This window comes from Vibrio sp. H11, assembly GCF_004804295.1.
In the GTDB taxonomy this organism is placed as follows: domain Bacteria; phylum Pseudomonadota; class Gammaproteobacteria; order Enterobacterales; family Vibrionaceae; genus Vibrio; species Vibrio ostreae.
This window is the reverse complement of record NZ_SSHN01000010.1, coordinates 135286-159633: the sequence shown is the minus strand read 5'-3', so window position 1 is coordinate 159633 and position 24348 is coordinate 135286. Positions and strand designations below refer to the sequence as shown.

The 24348-nt window shown below is 48.1% G+C and carries 22 protein-coding genes and 2 pseudogenes; 12 read left to right on the top strand and 12 right to left on the bottom strand.

Annotated elements, in window-relative coordinates:
• The first annotated feature begins 73 nt into the window (after positions 1-73).
• The 3 genes from E6C74_RS15715 (at position 74) to E6C74_RS15705 (ending at position 2697) form a co-directional block, all read left to right on the top strand.
• Positions 74-460, top strand: coding sequence for a cytochrome b562 (locus E6C74_RS15715; protein WP_136486944.1), 387 nt, complete (start codon positions 74-76; stop codon positions 458-460).
• A 171-nt stretch (positions 461-631) separates the two neighbouring features.
• Positions 632-1015: a hypothetical protein gene (locus tag E6C74_RS15710; RefSeq protein ID WP_136486942.1), complete on the top strand. Its 384-nt coding sequence runs from the start codon at positions 632-634 to the stop codon at positions 1013-1015.
• Between the two features lie 182 nt (positions 1016-1197).
• Positions 1198-2697 (top strand): PepSY domain-containing protein, encoded by a 1500-nt coding sequence (locus E6C74_RS15705; protein WP_136486940.1) that lies wholly within the window; start codon positions 1198-1200, stop codon positions 2695-2697.
• Positions 2698-2813: 116 nt separating this feature from the next.
• Here the strand turns inward: E6C74_RS15705 and E6C74_RS15700 are convergent, their stop codons facing one another.
• From E6C74_RS15700 to E6C74_RS15690, 3 genes are all read right to left on the bottom strand, one after another.
• Entirely contained in the window at positions 2814-3197 is a 384-nt protein-coding gene (locus E6C74_RS15700; RefSeq protein WP_136486938.1) for a VOC family protein, read from the bottom strand.
• Positions 3198-3216: 19 nt separating this feature from the next.
• A complete protein-coding gene (locus E6C74_RS15695; RefSeq protein WP_136486936.1) occupies positions 3217-4146 on the bottom strand; it encodes a LysR family transcriptional regulator in 930 nt (309 codons plus the stop codon).
• Between the two features lie 458 nt (positions 4147-4604).
• On the bottom strand, positions 4605-6353 hold the full coding sequence (locus E6C74_RS15690) for a sigma-54-dependent Fis family transcriptional regulator (protein ID WP_136486934.1): 1749 nt from the start codon (positions 6351-6353) through the stop codon (positions 4605-4607).
• 339 nt (positions 6354-6692) lie between these two features.
• On the opposite strand from E6C74_RS15690, the gene E6C74_RS15685 reads away from it, so the two are divergent.
• The 4 genes from E6C74_RS15685 to E6C74_RS15670 all read left to right on the top strand — a co-directional run bounded on the left by E6C74_RS15685 (position 6693) and on the right by E6C74_RS15670 (position 11731).
• A complete protein-coding gene (locus tag E6C74_RS15685; protein ID WP_136486932.1) occupies positions 6693-8213 on the top strand; it encodes an aldehyde dehydrogenase family protein in 1521 nt (506 codons plus the stop codon).
• A gap of 270 nt (positions 8214-8483) precedes the next feature.
• On the top strand, positions 8484-9677 hold the full coding sequence (locus tag E6C74_RS15680; RefSeq protein ID WP_136486930.1) for a glycine C-acetyltransferase: 1194 nt from the start codon (positions 8484-8486) through the stop codon (positions 9675-9677).
• A 123-nt stretch (positions 9678-9800) separates the two neighbouring features.
• Positions 9801-10832 carry an L-threonine 3-dehydrogenase gene (gene tdh / locus E6C74_RS15675; RefSeq protein ID WP_136486928.1) on the top strand — a complete coding sequence of 344 codons (1032 nt, stop codon included), beginning with the start codon at positions 9801-9803 and terminating at the stop codon, positions 10830-10832.
• A 257-nt stretch (positions 10833-11089) separates the two neighbouring features.
• Positions 11090-11731, top strand: a complete 642-nt coding sequence (locus E6C74_RS15670; RefSeq protein ID WP_136486926.1) for a hypothetical protein — start codon at positions 11090-11092, stop codon at positions 11729-11731.
• A gap of 165 nt (positions 11732-11896) precedes the next feature.
• Here E6C74_RS15670 and E6C74_RS15665 read toward each other — a convergent pair whose 3' ends face one another.
• The 3 genes and pseudogenes from E6C74_RS15665 to E6C74_RS15655 all read right to left on the bottom strand — a co-directional run.
• The gene (locus E6C74_RS15665; protein ID WP_136486924.1) at positions 11897-12271 is read right to left on the bottom strand and encodes a hypothetical protein; all 375 of its coding nucleotides are present in this window, start codon (positions 12269-12271) and stop codon (positions 11897-11899) included.
• Between the two features lie 166 nt (positions 12272-12437).
• Entirely contained in the window at positions 12438-13232 is a 795-nt protein-coding gene (locus E6C74_RS15660) for a hypothetical protein (RefSeq protein ID WP_136486922.1), read from the bottom strand.
• 430 nt (positions 13233-13662) lie between these two features.
• Positions 13663-13958: pseudogene (locus tag E6C74_RS15655) on the bottom strand (transposase); the annotation flags it as partial.
• A gap of 375 nt (positions 13959-14333) precedes the next feature.
• On the opposite strand from E6C74_RS15655, the gene E6C74_RS15650 reads away from it, so the two are divergent.
• The gene (locus tag E6C74_RS15650) at positions 14334-15386 is read left to right on the top strand and encodes a sensor domain-containing diguanylate cyclase (protein ID WP_240798206.1); all 1053 of its coding nucleotides are present in this window, start codon (positions 14334-14336) and stop codon (positions 15384-15386) included.
• Here E6C74_RS15650 and E6C74_RS15645 read toward each other — a convergent pair.
• Both E6C74_RS15645 and E6C74_RS15640 read right to left on the bottom strand, forming a co-directional pair.
• Positions 15385-15748 (bottom strand): annotated as a pseudogene (locus E6C74_RS15645) (IS110 family transposase); the annotation flags it as partial. The gene E6C74_RS15650 and the pseudogene E6C74_RS15645 sit on opposite strands and share 2 nt — an antisense overlap.
• 95 nt (positions 15749-15843) lie before the next feature.
• Positions 15844-17604 (bottom strand): ABC transporter ATP-binding protein/permease, encoded by a 1761-nt coding sequence (locus tag E6C74_RS15640; RefSeq protein ID WP_136486918.1) that lies wholly within the window; start codon positions 17602-17604, stop codon positions 15844-15846.
• A gap of 382 nt (positions 17605-17986) precedes the next feature.
• Here E6C74_RS15640 and E6C74_RS15635 point away from each other — a divergent pair, with 382 nt between their 5' ends.
• Entirely contained in the window at positions 17987-18370 is a 384-nt protein-coding gene (locus E6C74_RS15635) for a DUF1090 domain-containing protein (protein ID WP_136486916.1), read from the top strand.
• 543 nt (positions 18371-18913) lie between these two features.
• The gene (locus tag E6C74_RS15630) at positions 18914-19096 is read left to right on the top strand and encodes a hypothetical protein (RefSeq protein ID WP_136486914.1); all 183 of its coding nucleotides are present in this window, start codon (positions 18914-18916) and stop codon (positions 19094-19096) included.
• Between the two features lie 45 nt (positions 19097-19141).
• Here E6C74_RS15630 and E6C74_RS15625 read toward each other — a convergent pair whose 3' ends face one another.
• Both E6C74_RS15625 and E6C74_RS15620 read right to left on the bottom strand, forming a co-directional pair.
• On the bottom strand, positions 19142-19486 hold the full coding sequence (locus E6C74_RS15625) for a DUF3316 domain-containing protein (RefSeq protein ID WP_136486912.1): 345 nt from the start codon (positions 19484-19486) through the stop codon (positions 19142-19144).
• Between the two features lie 144 nt (positions 19487-19630).
• Positions 19631-20053: an Hsp20 family protein gene (locus E6C74_RS15620; RefSeq protein WP_136486910.1), complete on the bottom strand. Its 423-nt coding sequence runs from the start codon at positions 20051-20053 to the stop codon at positions 19631-19633.
• A 313-nt stretch (positions 20054-20366) separates the two neighbouring features.
• On the opposite strand from E6C74_RS15620, the gene ompW reads away from it, so the two are divergent.
• Complete coding sequence (gene ompW, locus E6C74_RS15615) at positions 20367-21011, top strand: outer membrane protein OmpW (RefSeq protein ID WP_136486908.1); 645 nt, start codon at positions 20367-20369, stop codon at positions 21009-21011.
• Between the two features lie 68 nt (positions 21012-21079).
• On the opposite strand, the gene E6C74_RS15610 is transcribed toward ompW, so the two are convergent.
• Complete coding sequence (locus tag E6C74_RS15610) at positions 21080-23137, bottom strand: alpha-amylase (RefSeq protein WP_136486905.1); 2058 nt, start codon at positions 23135-23137, stop codon at positions 21080-21082.
• Between the two features lie 208 nt (positions 23138-23345).
• Between E6C74_RS15610 and E6C74_RS15605 the strand changes: the two genes are divergently transcribed.
• Positions 23346-23945 (top strand): hypothetical protein, encoded by a 600-nt coding sequence (locus E6C74_RS15605; RefSeq protein WP_136486903.1) that lies wholly within the window; start codon positions 23346-23348, stop codon positions 23943-23945.
• Here the strand turns inward: E6C74_RS15605 and E6C74_RS15600 are convergent.
• Complete coding sequence (locus E6C74_RS15600) at positions 23890-24306, bottom strand: helix-turn-helix transcriptional regulator (protein WP_136486901.1); 417 nt, start codon at positions 24304-24306, stop codon at positions 23890-23892. The genes E6C74_RS15605 and E6C74_RS15600 overlap by 56 nt on opposite strands.
• Between the last annotated feature and the right edge of the window lie 42 nt (positions 24307-24348).

Here is a 24348-nt window from a genome sequence, read left to right as displayed (position 1 = left end):
ACAATTTCAGCTTAAATTGGATGATCAGATTCAAGTACACTAGGGCGACTGAACTCAAAGGGTGGCAGATATAATGAAGAAATGCATGATACTGAGTGCTGCATTGTTACTTAGCAGCCAGGTTTTTGCTGCTGAGGTCGATCTGAAGCAGACGATGAAACAGATGAAATTGGCATTTAAACATGCCGCTGAGGCTCAGAGCATCGAGGAAATGAAAGCGCCGGTCGCGCAACTCAACGAGCTGGTCTCCCATGCCAAACAGGGTGAGTATCCGCCGGAAAAACAGGATTATTACCTGGAAGGCTTTAATAAGCTGAGTGTCGCGCTGGATAAAATCGAGAACGAACTAGCAAATGGTGAATTCGAAGCGGCGCAAACGTCACTGCGTAGTGTCGATAATCTGAAAAAAGAGTATCACGAAGGCCGTAATCCAAGTATCTGGAAACGCCTGTTCGGCTGATCACTACCCATTATTGTGGTTTATTCTGCTCCGTAGTGCCGGTTAAACGAACGTTGATCGAGACTACGCCGATACTACGGGGCTGATTTTTGCCATCAGATATACATTCTCTGCTGAGTCGGTATACTTTGCTGAGTCGGTATAGTAGCGGCAATTTGTTTGAGAACCTTTATGAACCTCCTTTGCCGTTTTCACCGCATTATGATCTGTACCAGTGTCCTAAGTTGGCTGCTGGTGACGTTGATGCCGGTGCTCAATGCGCACAGCGGCCAGCAGAATATCTGGCAAACATTTTGCGTATTGGCCAGCGGTGATGTTGAGACGGCGCATCCGTTTGAAGGTCATACTCACCCCAAACACACCAAAGTTCATTCGCAGCATGGCAAACCTTGCCCGTGCGCGCACTTCTCTAATTTTCACTATGCCGGGCTGACCACCATTCAGTCTGTTGCAAGCAGGTCGCTATTCACCGCAGAGCGTTATGCATTCACTGTGCGCAAGCAGCGCTTTGGCTTATCGATTCCCCGCGCCCCGCCATTCGGTCATGTGTCCTGAGCGTTATATTGCCGATGCAAGCCGTCCGAGCCTTCTTGATGCATCAACGATGATTGTGGGCTGGCGGGCGTTGCCAGGACTCGACGTTAAATCTTAATAACCCAAAATAATTCATATTTCAGGCGGTTCCCCGCAGTCTTAGCGGAAGGGGGCCGTTCGTCCGAATCGTATAAGGAAACTCCATGTCGAGAATGTCTGCCGCGTCTCACGAATCTGTCGAGCGCGGAAAATCTCTCTACTTTTTAACCTGGCGCTGGCATTTTTACGCCGGTCTATTTGTCGTGCCGTTTATTTTAATCCTGGCGGTTACTGGCATCGTGATGATGTTTGACGGTGAAATTGAGCAGGCTCGTTACAGCGATATCCTGCAGGTAACACCCCAACACCATCAGGTGGCGGTTTCGCAGCAACTGGCCGCGGTGCAAAGTGCTTATCCTCATGGCATTGTGACGGAGTTTATCCCGGCGCAGGCCGTTGATGTTGCCAATAAATTTTCCGTGCGGATGGCTGATGGCAGCGATCGGTTTATTACCGTCAATCCATACAGCGGGGAAGTGCTGGGCAGTATCGACCGCACTCAAAGCTGGTACCAGCTGGCGAATGGCATTCATGCCACTTTGTTGATCGGTGATGCCGGAGACTATCTGCTGGAAATTGCTGCCAGCCTGGGAATTTTGCTGCTCGTGACCGGGTTATATTTATGGTGGCCACGTGATAACGCCAGTCGTTCGGGCTTTCTCAAAATCCGTTTCGGCAGCGGCTCACGCATCGTGATGCGTGATATGCACGCGAATCTGGGTGGCGTGCTTTCTATTGTGCTGTTGTTTTTCCTGATTTCCGGTCTGTCCTGGACCGGGTTCTGGGGCAGGACGTTTGTTCAGACCTGGAACTCATTTCCGACTTACTACACCTACGGTGAAAAACCGCAATCCAAGCCGATGACGCATGCCAGCCTTAACCACGGTACAGAAAAAGAACTGCCGTGGAACCTGGAACTGACGCCGATGCCCGAGTCGACGCATCCGGTAATGGAGGAGCAGCCGATGGCTGCCGGCGCGCCCTCTATGGCAGGCGGGCAACCGGAAGAGGCGCATGATCACTCCAAAATGGGCATGGGCGAAGTGCATGCCATGGGGCATGGCGCGCTGAATATCGATACCATCATGGCGAAGGCCAAGCAGATGGGATTTGGTTATTATCGGGTGTTTTTCCCGACCGGCGCGACAGGCGTTTACACTGTCACCGCCAATACCATGGCCGGCGATATTCATGATCCGCGTGACGATCAAACGGTGCATTTCGACCAGTACAGTGGCGAGGTGTTGATGGGCGTGACCTGGCAGGACTACACTCTGTTTGCCAAGGCGATGGCAGCTGGCGTATCGCTGCACCAGGGTGATCTGAGCCCGCTAAACAAATGGCTAAATGTGGTGTTTTGTTTGTCGTTTATTCTGATTGCCGTGACGGGGGGCGTTATGTGGTGGATTCGTCGTCCGGCAGGCAAAGGAAAATTGGGCGTGCCGCCGCGTTTTGAGCAAGCGGGGATCTGGAAAGTAGGGCTGGTGACGCTCATTCTGATAGGCGTCGCTTTTCCGTTGGCCGGGCTGAGTATTATCAGCGTGTTATTGCTCGACTGGCTGCTGTTCAGCCGTGTTGCACGCCTGCGTTATATGCTGAGTTGATGTGTGTCGTCCTCAATGTGTAAACACATTTCAGGACGAGACAATGGATGTAAAAAAGCCAGAATGACAAAATTCTGGCTTTTTTACCTGCAGGTCATGACATGATTGGAGATCCATCAGGCTTGATAAACTTCCAGTGGCAATCCATCGGGATCCTGGAAAAAGGTGAACATGCGCCCGGTGTACTCGTCAATTCGGATTGGCTCTACCTCGATCCCCTGTGATTCCAGGATGGTTTTTACCTCCCTGACATCCTCAACGGCAAAAGCGAGATGGCGGAGTCCCTGAGCTTCCGGATAACTCGGGCGTGGCGGTGCATCCGGAAATGAAAACAGTTCAATTTGTGCACCATCCGGCAGAGCAAGATCAAGTTTGTATGAGTCGCGCGCGGCACGGTAATTCTCTGCGACTATCTCCAGCCCTAATATCTCACTGTAGAAGTATTTAGAACGCTGGTAATCAGCGCAGATAATCGCTGCATGATGTAACCGCTTCAGCATCCGTTAATCAGTCCTTAATTCAGCCTTTGTCATTTAACTTCACGCTCAGGTGTGTCATCACATAGTCGATAAACACCCGTAACCGCGCCGGCATGTATTTGGTTTGCGCATATTGCATCGCAATTGCACCATGGTAGTTACTCTTGATCGTCCAGTCTTTGAGTAACTGCACGACTTTACCGCTGGCCAAATCATCCTGCACCACAAAATCGTGAAAAATACCGATGCCCAGGCCGTTTTTTACCCCGTTTAAGCGCATTTGCGAATGGTTCACGGCATAACGCCCGCTCACGGCAACGGTATGGAACTCGTCATCTTTGAGAAAATCCCAGAGGTGGTCTTTGTTGGTTTCGGCGAGATACAAACAGTCATGCTGGGCAAGTTCAGTCGGATGGGCGGGATTACCGCGTTCAGCCAGATATTCCGGACTGGCGCACAGCACCAGATTGGTTTTACACAACTCACGCAACACCAGATTTTCATCCGGTTTATCAGTCAGTTTAAATGCGACATCAATGTCATGTTTAAACAGATCTATCTCACCATCGGCGGCGCGCAACTTAAGTTGGATCTGCGGATATTGCTTTAGAAATGGAATAACAAAGGGCTGAAGCACCGAGTTTAAAAACGCTTCAGGAGCGGCAACGGTCAATGAACCTGACGGTTCCGTATGGTCTGATCCCGATAATTCCACCGCCTGTTGCGCCGCATTTACCATCACCAGGCATTGGTCGTAGACCTTTTGTCCTGCCTGGGTGATCACCAGCTTACGAGTAGTACGTTCGAACAGTTTGACTGAAAGCGCCTGCTCCAGACGCGTGATCAATTTACTTAACGCCGAGGGGGTCACTCCGAGTTTTTTTGCTGCAGCAGTAAAACTGCCTTCGTTGACCACTAAAATAAAAGTCGCTAAGTCAGGAAGCAGGCCTATCAGTTTGGTATTGAGCATGTCCGATTTTTCTTCAGTTACTAAATTAAAATTCAATGTGGATTTGCCAGGCGCTCTTTGGCTGTGCGGTCAAGCCGGCAACGAATTGAATTCGATGACAATCTGTCGTCACGCTCGATTTAAAGTACGATGTGACAGCATGATAAAGTGTCTCATTCTTGCAGATTTATGTGTAATGAGTGTCCAGTGATTGCTTTTTATCTGTCAATCTGTGCGCTGTGCCAAAAAAAATGTTAACAGGAAGGGGTAAAAAGAAAGTTTGGCTACATATGTTATTGATAGGAAAGTATTTATTTTAGCTTATTTTGTGAATTCAGGTCATAGATATTTGTTAGATTGGCCGTTTTTTTGCGGAATTATTCAGCGAAAACGGGGCGTGCAGACCGTTCATGCTGTTAAAAAACGTGCCAACTGCGTAGCCGAAGTTGGCAGGAACATCAGTGGCAAGAGCAATCGGCTTATTGGAGTATGCCGAGTGCTTTAAGTTTTCGGTACAAGGTGTTGCGGCTTATCCCTAACATTCTCGATGTGCGGCTGATATTACCCTGGTTGGCCTGATAGGCTTGCAGCAGGGTATCATCTACCGTGGTTTTGAGATCAACACTTTCTGTCGCCAGCTCGCGCCGTTTTTTGGCGGTCAGAGACTGACTGATATGACCTGGTACATGCTCAAGCCTGAGTTGTGGCTCATCGCTCGCCAGCAGGCAAGCCACCTTCATCAGGTTATCGAGTTCACGAATATTGCCAGGCCAATCATACCCGCACAATAAGCTCATCAGATGAGGGCACAAAGTCTGTTGACCCAGCCGGTACTTGTTATGAATATGTTCAATTAATGCGGCTTTGTCCTGGCGCTCGCGCAGTGCAGGTAGCGGCAACACCAAGCCATTAAGGCGATAGAACAGATCCTGGCGAAAACGACCTTCAGCCACGGCCTGTTGCAGATCTTTGTGTGTCGCGGCGATGATCTGAATATCAACCTGATAACTCTGATTGGAGCCCACCGGCACCACCCGTTTATCCTGCAGTACGTGCAGTAACCTTGATTGCGCTTCAAGCGGCATATCGGCGATTTCATCTAAAAACAAGATGCCTTGATCGGCTTGTCTGATTTTGCCCTGATAGCCTTTACTGTTCGCTCCGGTAAACGCCCCCCCGACATATCCGAACAGCTCTGATTCGATCAAATCTTTAGGCAGCGCGCCGCAATTAACACTGACCAGAGTCTGGTTTTTACGTGAGCTACGTTGATGCAGAGCCTTAACGAACTCACCTTTACCCACGCCGGTTTCGCCCAGAATCAACAACGTAATGTCTTTATCAATCAATTTGTTGGCTTGTTGCCAGGCTCGCTCGGTCGTCATATCGCCAAAATGTAAGTCGCAAGATGCAGAGTAGTGACGCGCTTTGTGCGGTGGTGACTTTAGCTCATGCTTTTCATACACGAAAGCGGCAGAATGCGCGCCGAACAAATCTTCAATCGAGTGGCCAATCACGGAGTTTTGCGCCAGCAGCTGAGCGGCGATGTGGTTATGGGCCAGCACTTTTCCGCTCTCATCCGCAATCACAATGCCTTGCCAGCCACTGTTGAGTAGTGAGCGATCACAGGCCAGATCAATTCGCATCGTACCTTGCGGAATATCGCACAGCAGATGATTTTCGATCAGCTGTACCATGTTTTGCACCAGAACCTGAGTGGATAAATCGTGCTGTTTTTGCTCACTGGTAATGTCCAGCACACCGATCAACTCGCCTTGGTGGTTAAACACCGGACAGGCGGAGCAACTGATAAAGTGATGCTGCCGTATGTAATGCTGGTCACCGATAATGGTGACTGGCCTGGCTTCAAAAATCGCGGTGCCAATGGCGTTGGTGCCTTTGATTTTTTCCTGCCAGCAGGCACCGGATTCAAGCGCTATCTCGGTCAAACGCTGTTCGAAACGGGATTGTCCCCAGCTGGAAAGAATAACGCCTTCCTGATCGGTCACAATCAGACGACTGTCACTGTGTGCGCACATCTGGTTAAACAGGGGCAACGCGTATTTTTCTACCGCAGCGAGTAGATAGGTCGCGCGCCACTGACGTTCCTTCAACTGATAGTTTGGCAGGCGAATGTGCTCTGGCTGACTTCTTTGGTTCAGACCGGCTTGCTGGCTTCTGTGCCAGGACGTGGTCAGCCAGTCTTGATTAACTGATTGAATTTGCATAACTGTTCCATGTTGTCACAGTGGCAGTGTGTCATTTTGGCACACTGGAACACTGGGTGGCAGTACCCAACTTCGGTTCCCGGATGACACTGATCTTGTAATCATATTGGTAATCATAGTTTTACATTTATTTAACAACAAGATTTCTCATTCTGGCCTGTGATTTGCGTTGTGTAGTAAAGCAACGGTGCAGCAAGGTATGGCAATGCTGTCTTTTATCGCGACCTGCTGCGCAATCATCAACCCAACATCGATAACCACAATAATCAGCTCAAACGGCGCTGTTTAAACATAAACACTCCATTTATACGTGAACGAGAAAGTAAGAAGGAACGAACGATGATTTATGCACAACCCGGATCGGACAACGCGATTTTCAACTTCAAAAGTCATTACGATAATTTCATTGGCGGCCAGTGGGTAAAACCAGTCAACGGCCAATATTTTGATAACACATCGCCGGTCAACGGCCAGCCGTTCTGTAAAGTGGCACGTTCCGGCCCGGAAGATATCAGCCTGGCGCTGGATGCGGCCCATGAAGTGCGTGCAGAATGGGCCAGAACCAGTGTGACTGAACGTTCCAATCTGCTGCTTAAAATTGCTGACCGCGTAGAAGCAAACTTAGAAAAACTGGCGTATGTGGAAAGCTGGGAAAACGGTAAGCCAATCCGTGAAACACTGGCGGCTGACCTGCCATTAGTCGTCGACCATTTCCGTTACTTTGCCGGCTGTATTCGTGCCCAGGAAGGCAGTGCGGCCGAAATTGATGCGACAACGGCCGCTTACCATTTCCCGGAACCTATCGGTGTGGTAGGCCAGATTATCCCATGGAACTTCCCGATGCTGATGGCAGCATGGAAACTGGCTCCTGCGATTGCGGCCGGTTGTTGTGTGGTGCTCAAACCTGCCGAACAGACGCCAACGTCTATTCTGGTGCTGATGGAAACCATCGGCGATCTGCTGCCAGCAGGTGTGGTGAACGTGGTTAATGGCTACGGTTCTGAAGCAGGCCAGGCGCTGGCGACCAGCAACCGCATCGCCAAACTGGCCTTTACCGGTTCGACCGAAGTGGGCAACCATATCCTCAAATGTGCCGCTGACAACCTGATTCCATCCACCGTTGAGCTGGGCGGTAAATCACCAAACATCTACTTTGCTGACATCTTTGATCATGAAGATGCGTATCTGGAAAAATGTCTGGAGGGTACCTTACTGGGCTTCTTCAACCAGGGCGAAGTGTGTACTTGTCCTTCGCGGGTGCTGGTGCATGAAGACATTTATGATAAGTTTATTACCAAGCTGGTGGAGCGTGCGAAAACCATCAAGCAGGGTAACCCGCTGGATACCGATACCCAGGTCGGCGCTCAGGCTTCACAGGAACAGTTCGATAAGATTCTAAGCTATATGGAGATTGGCCGTCAGGAAGGCGCTCAGGTACTGCTTGGAGGCGCTGCTGCGCTGCAACAGGGCGATATCAGCCAAGGCTACTATATTCAGCCGACCATGCTGGCAGGTCATAATAAAATGCGCGTTTTCCAGGAAGAGATCTTTGGCCCGGTTATCGCGATCACCACCTTTAAAGATGAAGCTGAAGCGCTGGCTATCGCCAATGATACCGAATACGGCCTCGGCGCCGGTGTCTGGACCCGAGATACCAACCTGGCTTACCGTATGGGGCGCAATATTGAAGCAGGGCGCGTGTGGATCAACTGTTACCACGCTTACCCGGCACACGCAGCATTCGGTGGCTACAAAAAATCAGGTATTGGCCGTGAAACCCATAAGATGATGCTGGATCATTACCAAAACACCAAAAACCTGTTGGTGAGCTATGATGTTAACCCTCTGGGTTTCTTCTAAGTTCGGCTCCATCACTTCCCTGGCTGATTAGCCGCTTAGATTCAACACCAAAGCGCCCGAAAGGGCGTTTTTTGTGCGATGTGAAAATAATAAACCCTATTTGTTCCTATGATTCACTAATGTTTTTCCGCAAATCAGGATAATCCCTTTCTGGTGCTTGGATTACACTTACTGGTAGTGAATGTTTACAGTGTAAATGGATCCTAAACAGGATCGGTTCTCTGGCCCTACTGACTGCACGTCAACCCAAGAACAAAGAAGGAAAATGCAATGTCTTCTGCTTTTTATCAACAGATTCGCAACCAGCTTGAGGAAGTCAAAGCTGAGGGTCTTTACAAATCTGAGCGCATTATCACCTCGCAACAGCAAGCGTCGGTTCATATCTCCTCTGGTGAAGATGTTCTCAACTTTTGCGCTAATAACTACCTTGGCCTGGCTAACCACCCGGCGTTGATTGAAGCCGCGAAAGAGGGCATGGACTCGCACGGTTTTGGTATGGCATCGGTACGTTTTATTTGTGGTACGCAAGATACTCACAAAGCGCTGGAACAAAAACTGTCTGAGTTCCTGGGTAAAGAAGACACCATTCTTTACACCTCATGTTTTGATGCCAACGCCGGTCTGTTTGAAACCCTGTTGGACAAAGAAGACGCGATCATTTCTGACGCACTAAACCATGCTTCGATTATCGATGGTGTGCGTTTATGTAAAGCGATGCGTTTCCGCTACAGCAACAACAACATGCAGGAGTTGGAAGAGCAACTGATCGCTGCCGATGAAAAAGGCGCACGGAACAAACTGATCGTGACTGACGGTGTGTTCTCAATGGACGGCGTGGTGGCTAACCTGCCGGCGATTTGTGACCTGGCGGATAAATACAATGCGCTGGTGATGGTTGATGACTCGCACGCGGTTGGTTTCATGGGCGAAAACGGCCGTGGTACCCACGAATACCACAACGTGATTGATCGTATTGACATCATCACAGGTACTCTGGGTAAAGCGATGGGCGGTGCATCAGGCGGTTACACGTCTGGTAAGAAAGAAGTGATCGACTGGCTGCGCCAGCGTTCTCGCCCTTACCTGTTCTCTAACTCTGTGGCTCCGGCCATTGTTTCTGCGTCTCTGCGTGTGCTGGATCTGCTGCAGGAAAGCGGTGAACTGCGTACTCACTTGTGGGACAACGCGGCGCACTTCCGTGCTCGTATGACTGAGGCCGGTTTTACCATGGCAGGCGCAGACCATGCCATCATTCCAATTATGCTGGGTGATGCGAAGGTTGCTGCGGAATTTGCCGAGCGCGCTCTGGCGAAAGGTATTTACGTGATTGGCTTCTCTTTCCCTGTGGTCCCTAAAGGCCAGGCTCGTATCCGTACTCAAATGTCTGCGGCACACTCTCGTGAGCAACTCGACAAAGCCATTGATGCCTTTATCGAAGTCGGTAAAGAGATGGGGCTTATCTGATCCCCGGTGCGGAGCCGTATTGATTCAGGCTGAGGAGAAAACTCCTCCCGAAGTGATACGGCCTTGAGCCGAAAACATCGTATTTTTTGCCTCGCACAGCGCGGGGTATATTGAGTGAAGAACATGAAAATCAAAGCGCTATCTAAGCTAAAGCCAGAACAAGGCATCTGGATGACCGAAGTGGACAAACCAGAAATGGGCCACAACGATCTGTTGATTCGCATTAAGAAAACGGCGATCTGTGGTACTGATGTTCACATCTACAACTGGGATGAATGGTCACAGAAGACAATTCCTGTTCCTATGGTTGTCGGCCACGAATACGTGGGTGAAGTGGTTGCGATTGGCCAGGAAGTTCGTGGTTTCGAAATCGGTGACCGCGTTTCTGGTGAAGGTCATATTACCTGTGGTCACTGCCGTAACTGCCGTGGCGGCCGTACTCACTTATGTCGTAACACCATTGGTGTGGGTGTAAACCGTACCGGTGCGTTTGCTGAATATCTGGTGATCCCTGCGTTTAACGCATTTAAGATCCCGGAAGGCATTTCTGATGATCTGGCGTCTATTTTTGATCCGTTCGGTAATGCAGTGCATACCGCGCTGTCGTTTGACCTGGTTGGCGAAGACGTGCTTATCACCGGTGCCGGCCCGATCGGTATCATGGCCGCCGCAGTCGCAAAACACGTTGGTGCCCGCCATGTGGTGATCACTGATGTGAACGAATACCGCCTGGAACTGGCGCGTAAAATGGGCGTGACCCGCGCAGTGAACGTGGCTGAGCAAAAACTGCAAGACGTGATGGCAGAACTGGGCATGACTGAAGGTTTTGACGTTGGCCTGGAAATGTCCGGTGTACCAAGTGCGTTTAGCTCAATGCTGCAAACCATGAATCACGGTGGCCGTATTGCTCTGCTGGGTATTCCGCCATCAGACATGGCGATTGACTGGAACCAGGTGATCTTTAAAGGCCTGGTCATCAAAGGCATCTACGGTCGTGAAATGTTTGAAACCTGGTACAAGATGGCGAGCCTGATTCAATCAGGCCTGGATCTGACGCCAATCATCACCCACCACTTCAAGGTGGATGATTTCCAACAAGGCTTCGACACCATGCGTAGCGGAGCTTCCGGCAAAGTTATCCTTGATTGGGAATAACCCAAAATTGAATCTGAAGCGCTCCGGTTGGGGCGCTTTTTGTTTGGGATAATACTGGGTGTATAAACAGTAAAATGGAAAATATAGTCCCATTTAGCGCCCCAAAAAGCCCCAAGAATTCTTATCTTACTTTTGTCTCTTTCAGTGTTACGTCCGATTGGGTACACACTTCACCTAAGCATCATTTGACTTACTTTTCGTAATACTAGTAATGTGGATATAGATACGGATTAACTTCATTATGCGTAAAGGTACAAATGAGCATTGAAAGTGCAATTGAAGCAATTAGTAAATTTCAAGGAAATTCTCTCACTGAAAGTCTTTCTCGCTTGGAAAAAGATATTATCGGTGCTAGTGCTGCCGACTCATTAGAGTATTGCTCTGAGAGAAAAATAGATGATGACTTTGTTGCTTCAGCCTTGGCTGTAAAAAAAGTTGCTGGAGAGATCAATGTTATTATTCATGCCTCAGGAATATTGCACTCACTTAAAGATATTCTAAAAAAAGGGGAAGTTGTTCAAAGTGTTTCTTTAGGAGCGGGGAATACTGGTAGAAAATTTGATCTCGAAACAAACCTTCAAGTAGCTGAATTCAAGTTTATCGATTGGAAAGGTGGGGCTGAGTCAATACGGCAGAATGGGTTATTCAAAGATTTCTATGAACTTGCTGAATATGATACTGAAAAGTCTAAAAACCTCTACGTAGTAGGCACTCGTTATCCACTGAAATTCTTGAATGGGAGAAGAGCATTAACTAGTGTGCTATCGAAGCAACCAGCAATATACAAAGGTATATCAGATAAGTACGGATCAGCGATTAAAGTAGTAAGGGATTACTATGAGATTCATAAAGGGTCTGTGGCGGTCATTGATATTTCTCCATATATCGGCCGCGTATGACAAGGAATTAAGTGTAAGTTAAGCGGACTTATTCAAAATCTGTTATGGAAAAGTATTTAAACTACTTTTTCTAATCTATGTAGTTCCTAGTGAATTGGTATTGTGGGTAGCCGTGTTAAAAAGAACGCTTTGTTTGTGCGGTTAGATGCATTTCTGGCTGTGTGCCTATAAATCTTTCTTTTGGTCTTTACTAAGTTTTGATAGATATTCTTCTAGTTCCTTCAAATTTTCTTTTTCAAGGTTATGCTTGCGGATAACGTCGTGCTCACATTCTGTAATGAGTATATTGGCGAACACTTTATACTTGGGGTTGTCCGCATCTTGCTTTAACAATGACTTTCGTGTTGGGAAACTGGTTAGCAAATAGATTATGGAAAAAACTGTGAGCAGCGCATTGATGACGCTCCCACTGTAATACCAATTGGTTGCCCAACCTATGCCACACGAAGCTGTCAAAACGTAGAGCAAGACTCTGAATCGGTGCCGAGCCTTAAATTTTTTTCTATAGTCAGAGAGCAATGGATTGCTTTCAAATAGCATATGGATCTCCTACTAACAGTCATTGTTCATACTTGATAAATCCACATTTAGACGCAACACCAAAGAATTATGCAGGCCTATATAGGGACTGTTTCTGAATCTCGGATAGTTTAGATTATAGGACAGTTTGTTAGTACCAAATAGCATACAAGTTTCTATCCTGTGATCAGAATGTTTTGTTAAGTGCGTCTAACAGGTGAGCGGAACACCCTCTTCCTCCAATGAGATTAGGAGTCCGCTCTACAGCGTCAATTACATCATCCACGAACTTTAGTTGTTCAGGATAGTTAGAAGACGCAAAGTATCCGTATAAATTTGCAGGTGTTGGAGGGGCATTGAACGGAAAGTTCATATTGCTTTGAAATTTAAATTGGGTGAATAGCGCATTGTAGGGGATGAACTCTGCAACCTGACACATCATTCGAGAATATAAAGTTTTATTGGTTAGCAGAGTGTTTTTCTCTACCTCAATCCTACTATGAAGATAGCGAAATTGAGTCAAACTAGCCGCGAGGTCAGTATCATGCAATGCTAGTTCGTTTGGTACAAAAGTCATGAATAGAACACCGACACCAGATGGACAGCAAAATGGGTCATCATCTTTTATATAGTTTGTATCAAAATGAAAGATTCCATCTTTAAAGTATTTGTAAGTCACTGTACGAGTAGCTTTGTCACCGATCTCGGTAAAATAGACACGGTAGCCGCCTGTACCTTTACCAACCATTAACGCTGTATATTGCGAATAGGCATTACCGCCAATGATCTCTAGAGTGTAAAGCGCCAGTACATCTTCAATACCGTCATAGTTGTAGTCGCCAGTATGAAACGAGATGGAGGCAAGCGATGAATTCTCCTTCGAAGCCACGTCTTCGAAAATGGGGACTAAAGACTCAGGAAGTGTTTTTGTAAAGGCATTGGTTGCAGATAAAAATATGAGGATAAGGGACCAGCGCATCATATATAAACCTTTTGTCTATGTTGATACTAACATTGTAGGGCAGATTTAAATTCCGCCGAACATCTGCTGCACATGGTTTGAACAACTCCGCATTTCCCTTACAAGTGACCGTCAAAGCGTTAAAGCTGGCTTATGAGTCATGAGGAATGCCTACAGGATTTATGATCTGCACCATCACTTCTGGACACCGAGCTACGAAACTTTCCATACCTGTAGTTATTCCTGATTTACCAATTTAGTAAAGTCACTGGCAAAGTTATGTCCAATTATTAGTTACGATACCAGTAGGTAGACAGTACGAACTAGTCGGCACTAATCAGAGGATGGGTAAGGTTGAGAAGAGTTACTAGGTATAAGAAAGGCATTGATACCCTGAGTGATCACTGCCTTTCTGTGAGGCTTTAAACGATTATCCGTTTCGCTTCACTGTAGCTCGGCGACTGATGCAAGTATAGTGGGGACAAACCAATAGGACGTTCGCCAATCTAAAAACAGAGTCGATAAAGCCTTGTAGCGCCCTTAATGGTAAGGAAAAATGCGCTTTACCATCAGAGTAGTCGTGATAGCGAGATCACTAAATAATCTTGGTCTACCACGTTTATCCTGTTTAGATTGTTTCCACTCAGTTATGGCCTCTTCGTCAATCCAAAACGTGAGTGAGCCTCTGTTGTTCAGGGAGTTATTGTACTTGCACCAGTTAGTAGTTTTGTAGCGAGGCTTCGGTATGAAATCAAAGTCAGTGAATTAATGTCCCTGATCTGGTCGTAAGATTCTGATTTAGTTCATTCGATTTCTGCAACAAAGCCCTTTGGAGATGGCAGTGTTTTGAATCAATTGTAAAAAAATGCCACCTGTAGAAGATGGCAATATGACGTGCTAACTGGGTAGGAAATTATTACTGCACTTTAAATTTCAATTTTTAATTTAGTTATGAATTATCATTTAATCAACTTCTTTATCTCTGAATATTGGCCTTACACCTTTAATTATAATATCAACAATAAGTTATATGAATTGCATGAAGTTCTTTCCGTTAATGTCCTTGCTAAACTTCACAAATTGCATAAGGATTTAACTAGCGCTTGTTGAGAAGGTATGTTCATGGAAAGGCAATTGAGAGCTTTGGAAACGTCCGAGGGCGGAAATCGATACAAGATAAGTCTACCGGTCGATTTCATACATGAATTGTCGATTTCTACATCAGTACAGGAGGTGTTAGATACAGTAGCTCGTTGGTTGCACGATATTTTTGACGCGGAAAGGGCTAGCGTTACACTGTTTGAGGATGAGGAAAATCTAAAGATATATGCTATAAGTGGTGACTCTGCCATTCCGAGGGGGTTCAGTGTTCCTATTCGCGGAACATTTGTGGGACGAGTGTTTCTGAGTCGTCAATTACAAATCTGCGATGATTTATCCACATCCACTGAGCTTGACTGTGAAATATTGCGGAAAGCTGGTCTAACAACCTGCATGGATGCACCTCTGCTCAGCGCCAATAAGTGTTTAGGCACATTAAATGTCGCCCATGGAGATAACTTTCGTTATACCACTCAACATGCCATAGAGCTTCAGTGTATTGCGAATTGGATAGCATCTAACGTGCACCTTCATCAACAAATTGACAAACTCAATTACCAAGCTTCCGTTGACCCTCTGACTCAATCTCTCAATCGCCGTCGTTTTATGAAGGATATTAAAACGGCTATCAATTATTTCCACCTTGGCAAAGAAATGTTCTTTTTAGGGTTTGCCGACTTAGACTATTTCAAAAAAATTAACGATAATTATGGTCATGTCGCTGGAGATCAGTTTCTTCAACAAACAGTGTCAGTGATAAAAGAACTGCTGAAGGACAATGGTCAGATATATCGTTTAGGCGGTGAAGAGTTCGGTATTTTACTCAGCGTTAAAGACTCTTCGGCAGCTTTCTGTCTGTTTGAATCGGTACGGCGAGCGGTAGAAGCGCAAATCATGGAATATGAATCCAATGAGATATTTGCCACAGTGAGTATCGGTGTTACTTGTTCTCAACCTGGTGACTTCAGTGTTGAGCAGTTACTTAAAAGAGCAGATGAGGCTGTATATAAGGCGAAATCACTTGGTAGAAACCAAGTTGTGGTATGGAAACCTAAAATTATAAATGACGGTTAGGTACTTGCTTCATTAAAGAAGAGCGTCCGTCCAACAGGAATAATGAGACCAAACTCAGAAATCAAGGCGCGAATCTGGTTCATTAGAGCCGTGCGTTCACACACCCAATGCTCACGTATTCGATGAACAGGCAATATGGCATGTTGTTCTGGAGATTTTACTGGAACGAATCGTGTAGATGTATGTTGGACTGCTTGGCAGATAGCAACGGCATTATTGAGGTTATTTTTACCTTTAGTTCTGTGGGGGACGATATATTTAACCGCCATAACACGAGCATCGTGTCCTAAATTATTGAGGGTTCTTGCCCAATAATGTGCACCGCCACACGCTTCGAGTTCTATACGCATAGGTGGCATATTTTAATCTAGTCCAGTCTACACATTAATCATGTTCACCCAACCAAGGCGTTGATGAACATGAAAAAGTAATTCAATTAAAACTGACTGATATCGCCTTAGGTCAGGTGCTTAAACTGCAGGGCGACCAGGCGCTGATAAAGTTCGCAACTTTGCATTAATGACTGGTGATCACCGATATCGACCAAAGTACCGCCGTCCAGGACGGCTATCTTATCGGCATGCTGGATGGTGGACAAACGATGCGCAATGATCAGTGTGGTGCGGCCTTTCATTAATGCTTCCAGTGCCTGCTGCACATGGTGTTCACTTTCGCTGTCGAGTGCGCTGGTCGCCTCATCCAGTAGCAGGATTTTCGGATCTTTAAGAATCGCGCGTGCGATAGCAATGCGCTGCTTTTGCCCGCCGGATAGCCTGACGCCGCGTTCTCCCAAGAAGCTGTGATAACCCTGCGGTAGCGTCTCGATAAACTCGTGCGCATGGGCTTTTTTTGCGGCGGCAATCACTTGCTCATCGCTTGCTTCGGGCGTGCCGTAACGAATGTTATGCAATACATCCTGGCTGAATAGCGCAGGTTGCTGCGGTACGAGTGCCATCTGGCGGCGAAGATCGTTGGGATCGAACTGGCGAATGTCCACGCCTCCGAACCGAATCTGGCCTTGCTGCGGATCGTAGAAGCGTTGCAATAGTTCGAACAAGGTTGTTTTACCGGCGCCGGACGGGCCAACCAGCGCGAGTACCTTGCCTTGTTCTGCGGTCAGGTCGAGCTGTTTGATGGCATGCTGACCAGGGCGGGAAGGGTAGCTGAAATTGACCGAATCAAACACTATCTCTGCGGGCATGGTCGGGTGAATCGGCACAAGATCATCCGGCGCGCTGATTTCGCTTTTTACTTGCAGGATCTCAATCAGGCGTTCGGTGGCTCCTGCGGCTCTTTGCAGCTCGCCCAGTACTTCTGAAATGGTTGCCATCGATGAGGCGACCATGATGGCGTAAAACACAAAAGCGCCCAGATCGCCTGCAGACATTTGGCCGTGAATCACGTCACTGCCGCCGACCCAGAGCATGCCTGCAATCGCGCTGAAGACAATCACAATCACTCCGGAGATTAAAATGGCACGCTGCTGCACCCGTTGCCTGCCGACTTCGAATGCTTTTTCCACCTCAACCGCAAAGGCGGCTTTTTCATATTGCTGTGAGCCGAAACTTTGTACGGTCTTTATATGCTCTATCGCTTCACCGGCATAACTGCCGACGTCGGCCATCGAGTCCTGGCTTTGGCGTGATAATGCGCGCACGCGCCGGCCATAAACCAAAATAGGGACTAATACAAAAGGCACTGACGCGAGGACGATTAAGGTCAGCTTAAAATTCGTGGCAAACAGCATGATGATGGCCCCAACACACATCAGGGCGCTGCGCATGGCCATGGAAAAGGAGGAACCGATGATGCTTTGCAGCAAGGTGGTGTCTGTGGTCAGGCGCGACATAATATCGCCGCTGCTGTGGGTTTCAAAATAACTCGGATGAAGCGATATCACATGGTTAAACACCGCCAACCGGATATCGGCACTGACGCGTTCACCGACTGAGGATACCAGATAGAAGCGAAAGAAGGTGCCGACAGCAATACACAGCGTGAGAGCAACAATAAATTGAATCGCGCTGGTCAGTTGTGGCAACGATTGCTGAGCAAACCCTTGATCGATCAGGATACGCACTCCGTAACCGATGGATAACGTCAGGCTGGCGGTCGTCACTAAAGCGATCAGTGCTGCCGTGACACGCCATTTGTAAGGGGAAACAAACGTACTGAGTCTAAGAAGGATGCTGAGATTACTGTTATGTTTACTGCCCATTGATGGCTCACAAACCGATTCTGATAACTGGCATGGTAAAGCACTTTGTTGCGGTCAACCAGTCACTTGTGACGTTACCGCGGGCGCTTGGTTGTTACCTGCGGCGTTTCACTCTCATTTTGAGATCAGCCTGCGCGTTTGGCTGGCTGTCAGTTGTCCCACGATTTTTCCATGCGACCGGATGGAGTGACTTTGCCGCAGCGGCAGCGTGGCTGCGGAACCGGGTAGCAGATTTTGGCCAATGAGTGACGGTGTGTCCCTGCCACTGCCGATGACAAAAGAAAAATAAAGGCATAGTTCTAATGTGGAATTTACGTTGTCCGAACTTAATCGGTTGTTGCTTGTGCCAGAATGCCTCTAATTTTTATCAAAGAGATATGGTATGAAGAAACGAACTCTAGTTACAGGACTGTTGGTGCTACTTCCGGTTTGTTCGGCCCTGGCAAAGCCTCAGCTTACCGGCTGTGCTGCAAAAGAACACGATATAAAGCAGCAGATTGAACAGGCTCATAAGCACAATAACCCGCATCGTGCTGATGGCTTGCACAAGGCTTTGCGCGAAGTTCGCGAACATTGTACAGACGCAAGTCTGCGCCGCGAGCGTCTGTCTGATGTTCACGAGAAGGAGCATGAAGTCACACAGCGTCTTCGGGATTTGGATGATGCTAAACAATCAGGTAATCCGGAAAAAATAGAGAAACGTAAGAAAAAGTTGAAAGAGGCCAGACAAGAGTTAGCTGAGGCGAAAGCAGAGTTATCAAAATAATTGACTGAAGTAATATGGACACACACCGGAGCAATATGGAGACACACTGTAACAAGGCGTTGCCTGGGGTCGAGTGGCCATTGGCGCATTAAGGTGTGTGTCCTCGTAGGAACACATGTCCTCGTAGGAAATGCCCTTTTTTCAAAGTCGCAGAAGGGGGAGAAACTCAGCGACGAATATGCTGATAACTTCCCAATTTATCTCGTTTCGCTGAGCCGTTATTTTCTGCATTCTCAACTTGCCAGTACGGCTAAAATCACTTTGTTACAGTAAATGTCATTAAGCACAGGGGCGATATCCGTCCGATGTGTCAGCAAGCAACACGGCAATGAGAGGGCAGCACGTCTCAGGCTTTGCCGGCCGCTGAACAGCAGCGTGAACTTGGTGTCGAGTTTGGCCGGATAAGGCTGATGCGAATTGAGTTCGAATTACCCGGAATAATCCACCCAATGACACCGGATCGTTGCTGAGTGTGCCATGATTAATCAAGGCGATGATTTGTTTAAGACAAAACGTTTAGGCTCATCAACATGGACAAATGTTATGAAAGAGAAACCAGGGAACATACACAGCGCGGCCTGGGCAGTCGGCGGATGTACTCTGATTGGGCTGGGTGCCGGTTTAACTCTGTTGCACTATTCTGCGCTGGCGTTTGTTGGCACGTTGCTGGCTTGTATTGGTCTGGGGCTGGTTATTGCTGCGCTATTAACCCGCAAAAGCCAGTAACGCACAACTCAGTAAAAAAGCAGCGGCGGCAGGCCGTATACAGGTTCAGCGCGCAGATTGTCCGGTTGAGTATGCGTAATGTACCGTGACAATGCTTTGAAACTCGATCTGACCTGCTTGTGTTGAGACCGGTTTTACACTACGGCGTAACTGTCTGATTTCAATACCATCGCGACGATTTTGTGCGCTTTCGGCAGGTAAGACATACTGCAGAGCACTCGGTGACATGGTTTCTAACTGTTCGATCAGCTCGTCTCCTGCTTGGGCGGCTTGTTTTTGCGTCGGATAACTGGCCGTGGTCAGATTGGTCTGCGGTGTGCCTACTCGAAGCCCGGATAAGGCTACGCTACTGAATAGCAGAGTGATTAACAATACGATGAGAGGTTTCATAGCAGCTCAAAAGGGTGATTCTTCATTTTGCTATTTTGGTCAATACTGCTGCATGCGGTGTTAGCGGACGGTCAAATCATCGGCAAATTATCCACAATAAAAAAGCGGCGTCTGTGACCACGCCGCTTGCAATATAAGTCTGTCTCAGCTGATATGGATGCGTTGGCTTTCTTCTGGTTTTCCCTCCAATTTCGGTACTACAACCACTAACACACCTTCTTCAAATTCGGCATAAATCTGTTTCATGTCCAGATTGTCGCCCAAAGAAAAGCTACGCACCATTTTGCCGTGATAGCGTTCTTTATGGATGACTTTATCATTCTCTTTGGTTTCTTCGTCTTTCGTTGTCGACGCTTCGATCGTCAACATACCATTCCGGCAGGTGATGTTGATGTCCTGTTTCGCCACGCCGGGTAAATCGGCAATAATTTCAAATGCTGTTTCTTTCTCAATAACATCGACACGTGGTGAGAAAGTATCTGCATCAAATCGTGGCCGAATTGATGGAAATGTATTATCGAATAAACGATAGATATCTGACCAAGAGTCACGCGGAATTAAGCTCATAACGCCCTCCTGTATGTGCCGTTTTTTACTCGCCTTGATAAGTGTAGAACGGCTTCAAAAGCTGGAAATTTAATTCGAATAAGAATTGATCTAAATCAATTTTTATTCGAATTTTCATAGTGATACCTATTCATTGCTCAGTGGTTGAGTTCTTGCTTAATTACAAATAAACGGTGATTTAATCCCCATTTTTTTATTTTTTAGCACAATTAGTTTTACAAATTGATTTCCATCAAAATAGTGTGGGCTTTATGTGCTACTGTGCGCAGCAACAAAAATTAAAAACCAAGCCCCAGAAAAAGGAATACCAATAATGAAAAAGACACTTTGCGGACTCGCAATCCTTTCAGCTCTAGCTTCAACCAACGTCCTGGCGCACCAAGAAGGTGACATCTTTGTTCGAGCGGGTCTGGCTGCGGTAGTCCCAAATGACAGCAGTGATAAGATCCTCGGTTCGGATGAAGAACTGGATGTCGATAGCAATACCCAGTTGGGTTTAACAATGGGTTACATGCTGACTGATCATGTCAGCGTGGAATTGCTGGCCGCGTCACCATTTTCTCATGACATTTCAACCGACTTAGGTGGTCTGGGTAAAATCGGTGAAACCAAGCATCTGCCACCAACACTGATGGTTCAGTACTACTTCATGGAACCAAATGCAGATTTTCGTCCTTACGTCGGTGCCGGTATCAACTACACCACCTTTTTTGACGAGAAATTTAATAGCACGGGTAAAACAGCGGGTCTGAGCGATCTGAAACTGGATGATTCCTGGGGGCTGGCCGCGAACATTGGTGTCGATTACAAGATCAACGACAACTGGTTTGCTAACGCAGCGGTGTGGTACGCGAACATTGAAACTACAGCCAAATACAAAGCAGGCGGTGTGTCACAGTCTACTGACGTTGACATCAACCCTTGGGTATTCATGGTGGCAGCGGGTTACAAGTTCTGATCTTAGTCGGATGAATCAAGAAGGCAGCGTCAAGCTGCCTTTTTTGATCGCCAGTGGGTGTCACTGAATTATTCCGCTGGTGGTCGTCCTACATAGGCGGCAACGATCTTATCGTCAGCTAAAATACGCGAGAAAACGTAGGCGTTGCGGTTTGGGATCACATGATGCTTGCCGGCCCCGACCGCCGGATGACGCTGACGGAACTGCCCCAGATGTTGCCAGTGTCTGAGCAGTGCCTCTCGTTGTGAATCGAGTTGCCACAGCATATCGGAACGGGTGCCCTGATGAAAATCATCCCCATATGGGCCGACTTGCCGGGCGACCTCATCACCGTAGTAAACCTGGATCGCGCCGGGCGTCAGCAGCAAAGCATTCGCCGCGTTGCGCTGCATCTCCAGTGAGTTGAAGCGGCCAAAAAACAGTTCAGTATCATGGGAAGACATGTAACTGACCGGGTTGAAATCTGGTTGTTCGGCCAGTGTTTTAGCATAGCTGCTGTAAGTGTCCGCCATTTGGCTTAAACAAGCGGCGCCGTTATCCATACGTTTTTGTAAATCAAAATTGATTAAGGCATCAAACCCATCGTCAAAGTAGGGGCTGCGGTAGGCTGTGTGTCCCCAAACTTCGCCCATCATCCAAAATGGCAGACCTTGCTCGCCACGTTCGCTGCGCCATTGGCTGAGCTTTTCACTGGCTTGTTGTTTGAGGCGTTGCCACACTTCGCCTTCGACATGCTTAACCGTATCCACCCGGAAGCCGTCAATACCGAAACGTCTGACCCAGTCGCTCTGCCACTCAATCAGATAATCAGAAACATCATACCCGTCTCGGGCCACCACTCGGGTGCCAGGATTATTCAGTAACCATGGCGGCGGGGTGACATGTTGTCTTGATTCGGTGCGAAAATCGGGCAAACCAGCCAGAGTCATGCTGATGTCGCTGCTGCCCGGTTGCGGATAACCCGGCAGTCCGGCCCGCACCCAGTCGCCGCCCCACCAGTTTTTCCAGTTCGGACTCTGATAATCGATATTCTGATGAAAACTGTGCCAGTTTTGTCCCGCAGCGGGTGCCCAGTCACTCCATTTTGGCGGTAAACGCGCCGGGTCGACCACTTTAATGCCATCCAACTGTAAGTCAGCCAGTGTGGCGTAGCCGGCGTGATTGACCACTGCATCCAGCAACACTTTCATACCGCGCTGATGAGCTTGTTCGACTAAGGCTTTAAGATCGTCATCCACGCCAAAGTTGGCGTCCAGTTTGGTAAAGTCACGGGTCCAGTAGCCATGGTAGGCATAAAAAGGGAAAGCGCCTTTGTCGCCGCCACCAACGAAACCATGCACCTGTTCCACCACTGGTGATAACCAGAGAGCGTCAGTGCCCAGGCTTTGAATGTAATCCAGTTTATCAATCACACCTTTTAGATCACCGCCGTGAAAGGTGCCGATCTCTTGTTCACCGTCTTTATGCCGGCCATAACTGTGGTCGTTTTCCGGATCGCCATTATTGAATCTGTCCACCATGACAAAGTAGATGTTGGCATTACGGTAATTAAAGTCATGCGAAGTCGGTGTAACGGGTTCGAGCAGCACCAGACCGCCACTGTCAGCAGAGGGTGTGAGCCTGACCTGACTTTGGCGGACGGTGATGACCTGGCCACTGAATGTCTCTCGCAGCCGGGTCCCGTCGCTGAAGGTATCGCCCAGATTCAGAGTGACCTCACCGCCTGCATACACCTCGCAGCTGACATTCGGGACAGGGCGTTTGAACTCGGTCTGGGCGCTGTTTTTGGGCTGACGCACAAAGGTCAGAGTGAAGGCTTTAGCATCGTATTGAAACGCGTAGTCGCCACTAAAGCGTATTTTAAGTGGCAACACGGTAGCTGCATCACAATTAAGTGATACTGGCGTGTTGAATTTAACTTGCTGTTCTTCGGGCGCACGACAGTCGCCGGTCAGCCCGGTAACGGTCAGGGTATAGCTGTCTTTGGTGAGGGGAATAACCAACGGCTGTTCACTGTTGAGCGGGAAATCACGGCTGTTGGTTGTGGTGGCGATCGTCAGGTTTGGCATCGCTGATGCGGCCGGTGTCAGAGTAAGCAGTGCCATAGCTAGGGTACTGGGTTTCATGTCGGTTCAGGTCCTTGTTTCTTTTTAGAATTATTGAGCGTTAACCATAGCGGGCAAAAAACGAACTGACATCATTCTCTTGGCTACGCCCCGAACTATTGAAGCCGTTCACAGTTTTCGCTGTTCAGGGGCGTAGAGGCGGGCGCTTGTCTGGTCGGTGCTGGCGCGGCACACTGGGTTAAATGGCGAAGGAACAGTGGGATGTCCGATGAAAAAGTGGTCTTTGATGCTTATTTTGTGGAGCAGTGGTGCCGCAGTTGTGTGGAGCCATGATGTGTTGGCTGTTCATCCGGATTTTTTACAGTCTTATCTGGAGGGGAGAAAGCAGGCTCTCGCCCCTGAACAGTTGGCTCAGCGTGCCGATTGGTTCGAATGCAGCGAACAAGATACAGAGAAGAGTTGGTGCAGCGAGCCTTTTTACTACTACGCGACCCGGGTGTGGGCGCAGACAGGGGAAGCCACGCCTATCGCTCGTCCATCGCTGATTTTGCATACTGACTACACTTTTCACAGCTGGAGTCAGATCCAGCTCGGACTGCGCAGTGATGGTTTTGAGCTGCGCAAAGTCACTGTCGGTGAAGCGCGGTTCGATGTTGTGCGGCGTCTTCAGCACCAGACACCGCAGCAGGTGGATCGGGAGCTGATGCTGTTTATCAGCCAGCATGCGCGCCAGTTTCCCAAGACCTTGTATTGGCAGGCGCGCTATGGATTTGCAGAGCTGCACAGCAACGCGCAGAGTGTACAACTGTTATTTACACAGGCTCCGGTGTCAACGCTTTGGGATGACGCTGCAGAAACGCAGCCATAGCGGTTTCGTCCAGATAGCCGTCGGCCTTTTTGTGCGCGCGCAGATACTGATAACCGGCAATCACCTGTTGCAGTTGATCCTGCTGATTGGGTGACAGCTCCTGCCCGGTTACGAATGTATGGGCCAGAACGCAGGCCTCCATATCTACGACTTCAGCCTGGCGGTATAAATAACCACAGCCGGTAGCCAACCATTCGAGTGAACAATTGGCACGCATGGCAATTTGGTTGGCTTTACTCAGGCTGGGCTCACTGCCTTTGAGGTATTTTCTGATCAGTGCTTCTGAAATGTCCACCCGGCGGGCAAAACCGCTGATGCTTTCAGCACCTATTAATGTTTGTAATCGGTTTGCAAAACTCACAACTTCGTACTCCAGTTCGAACTTCGACAGTCTATCCGTTGA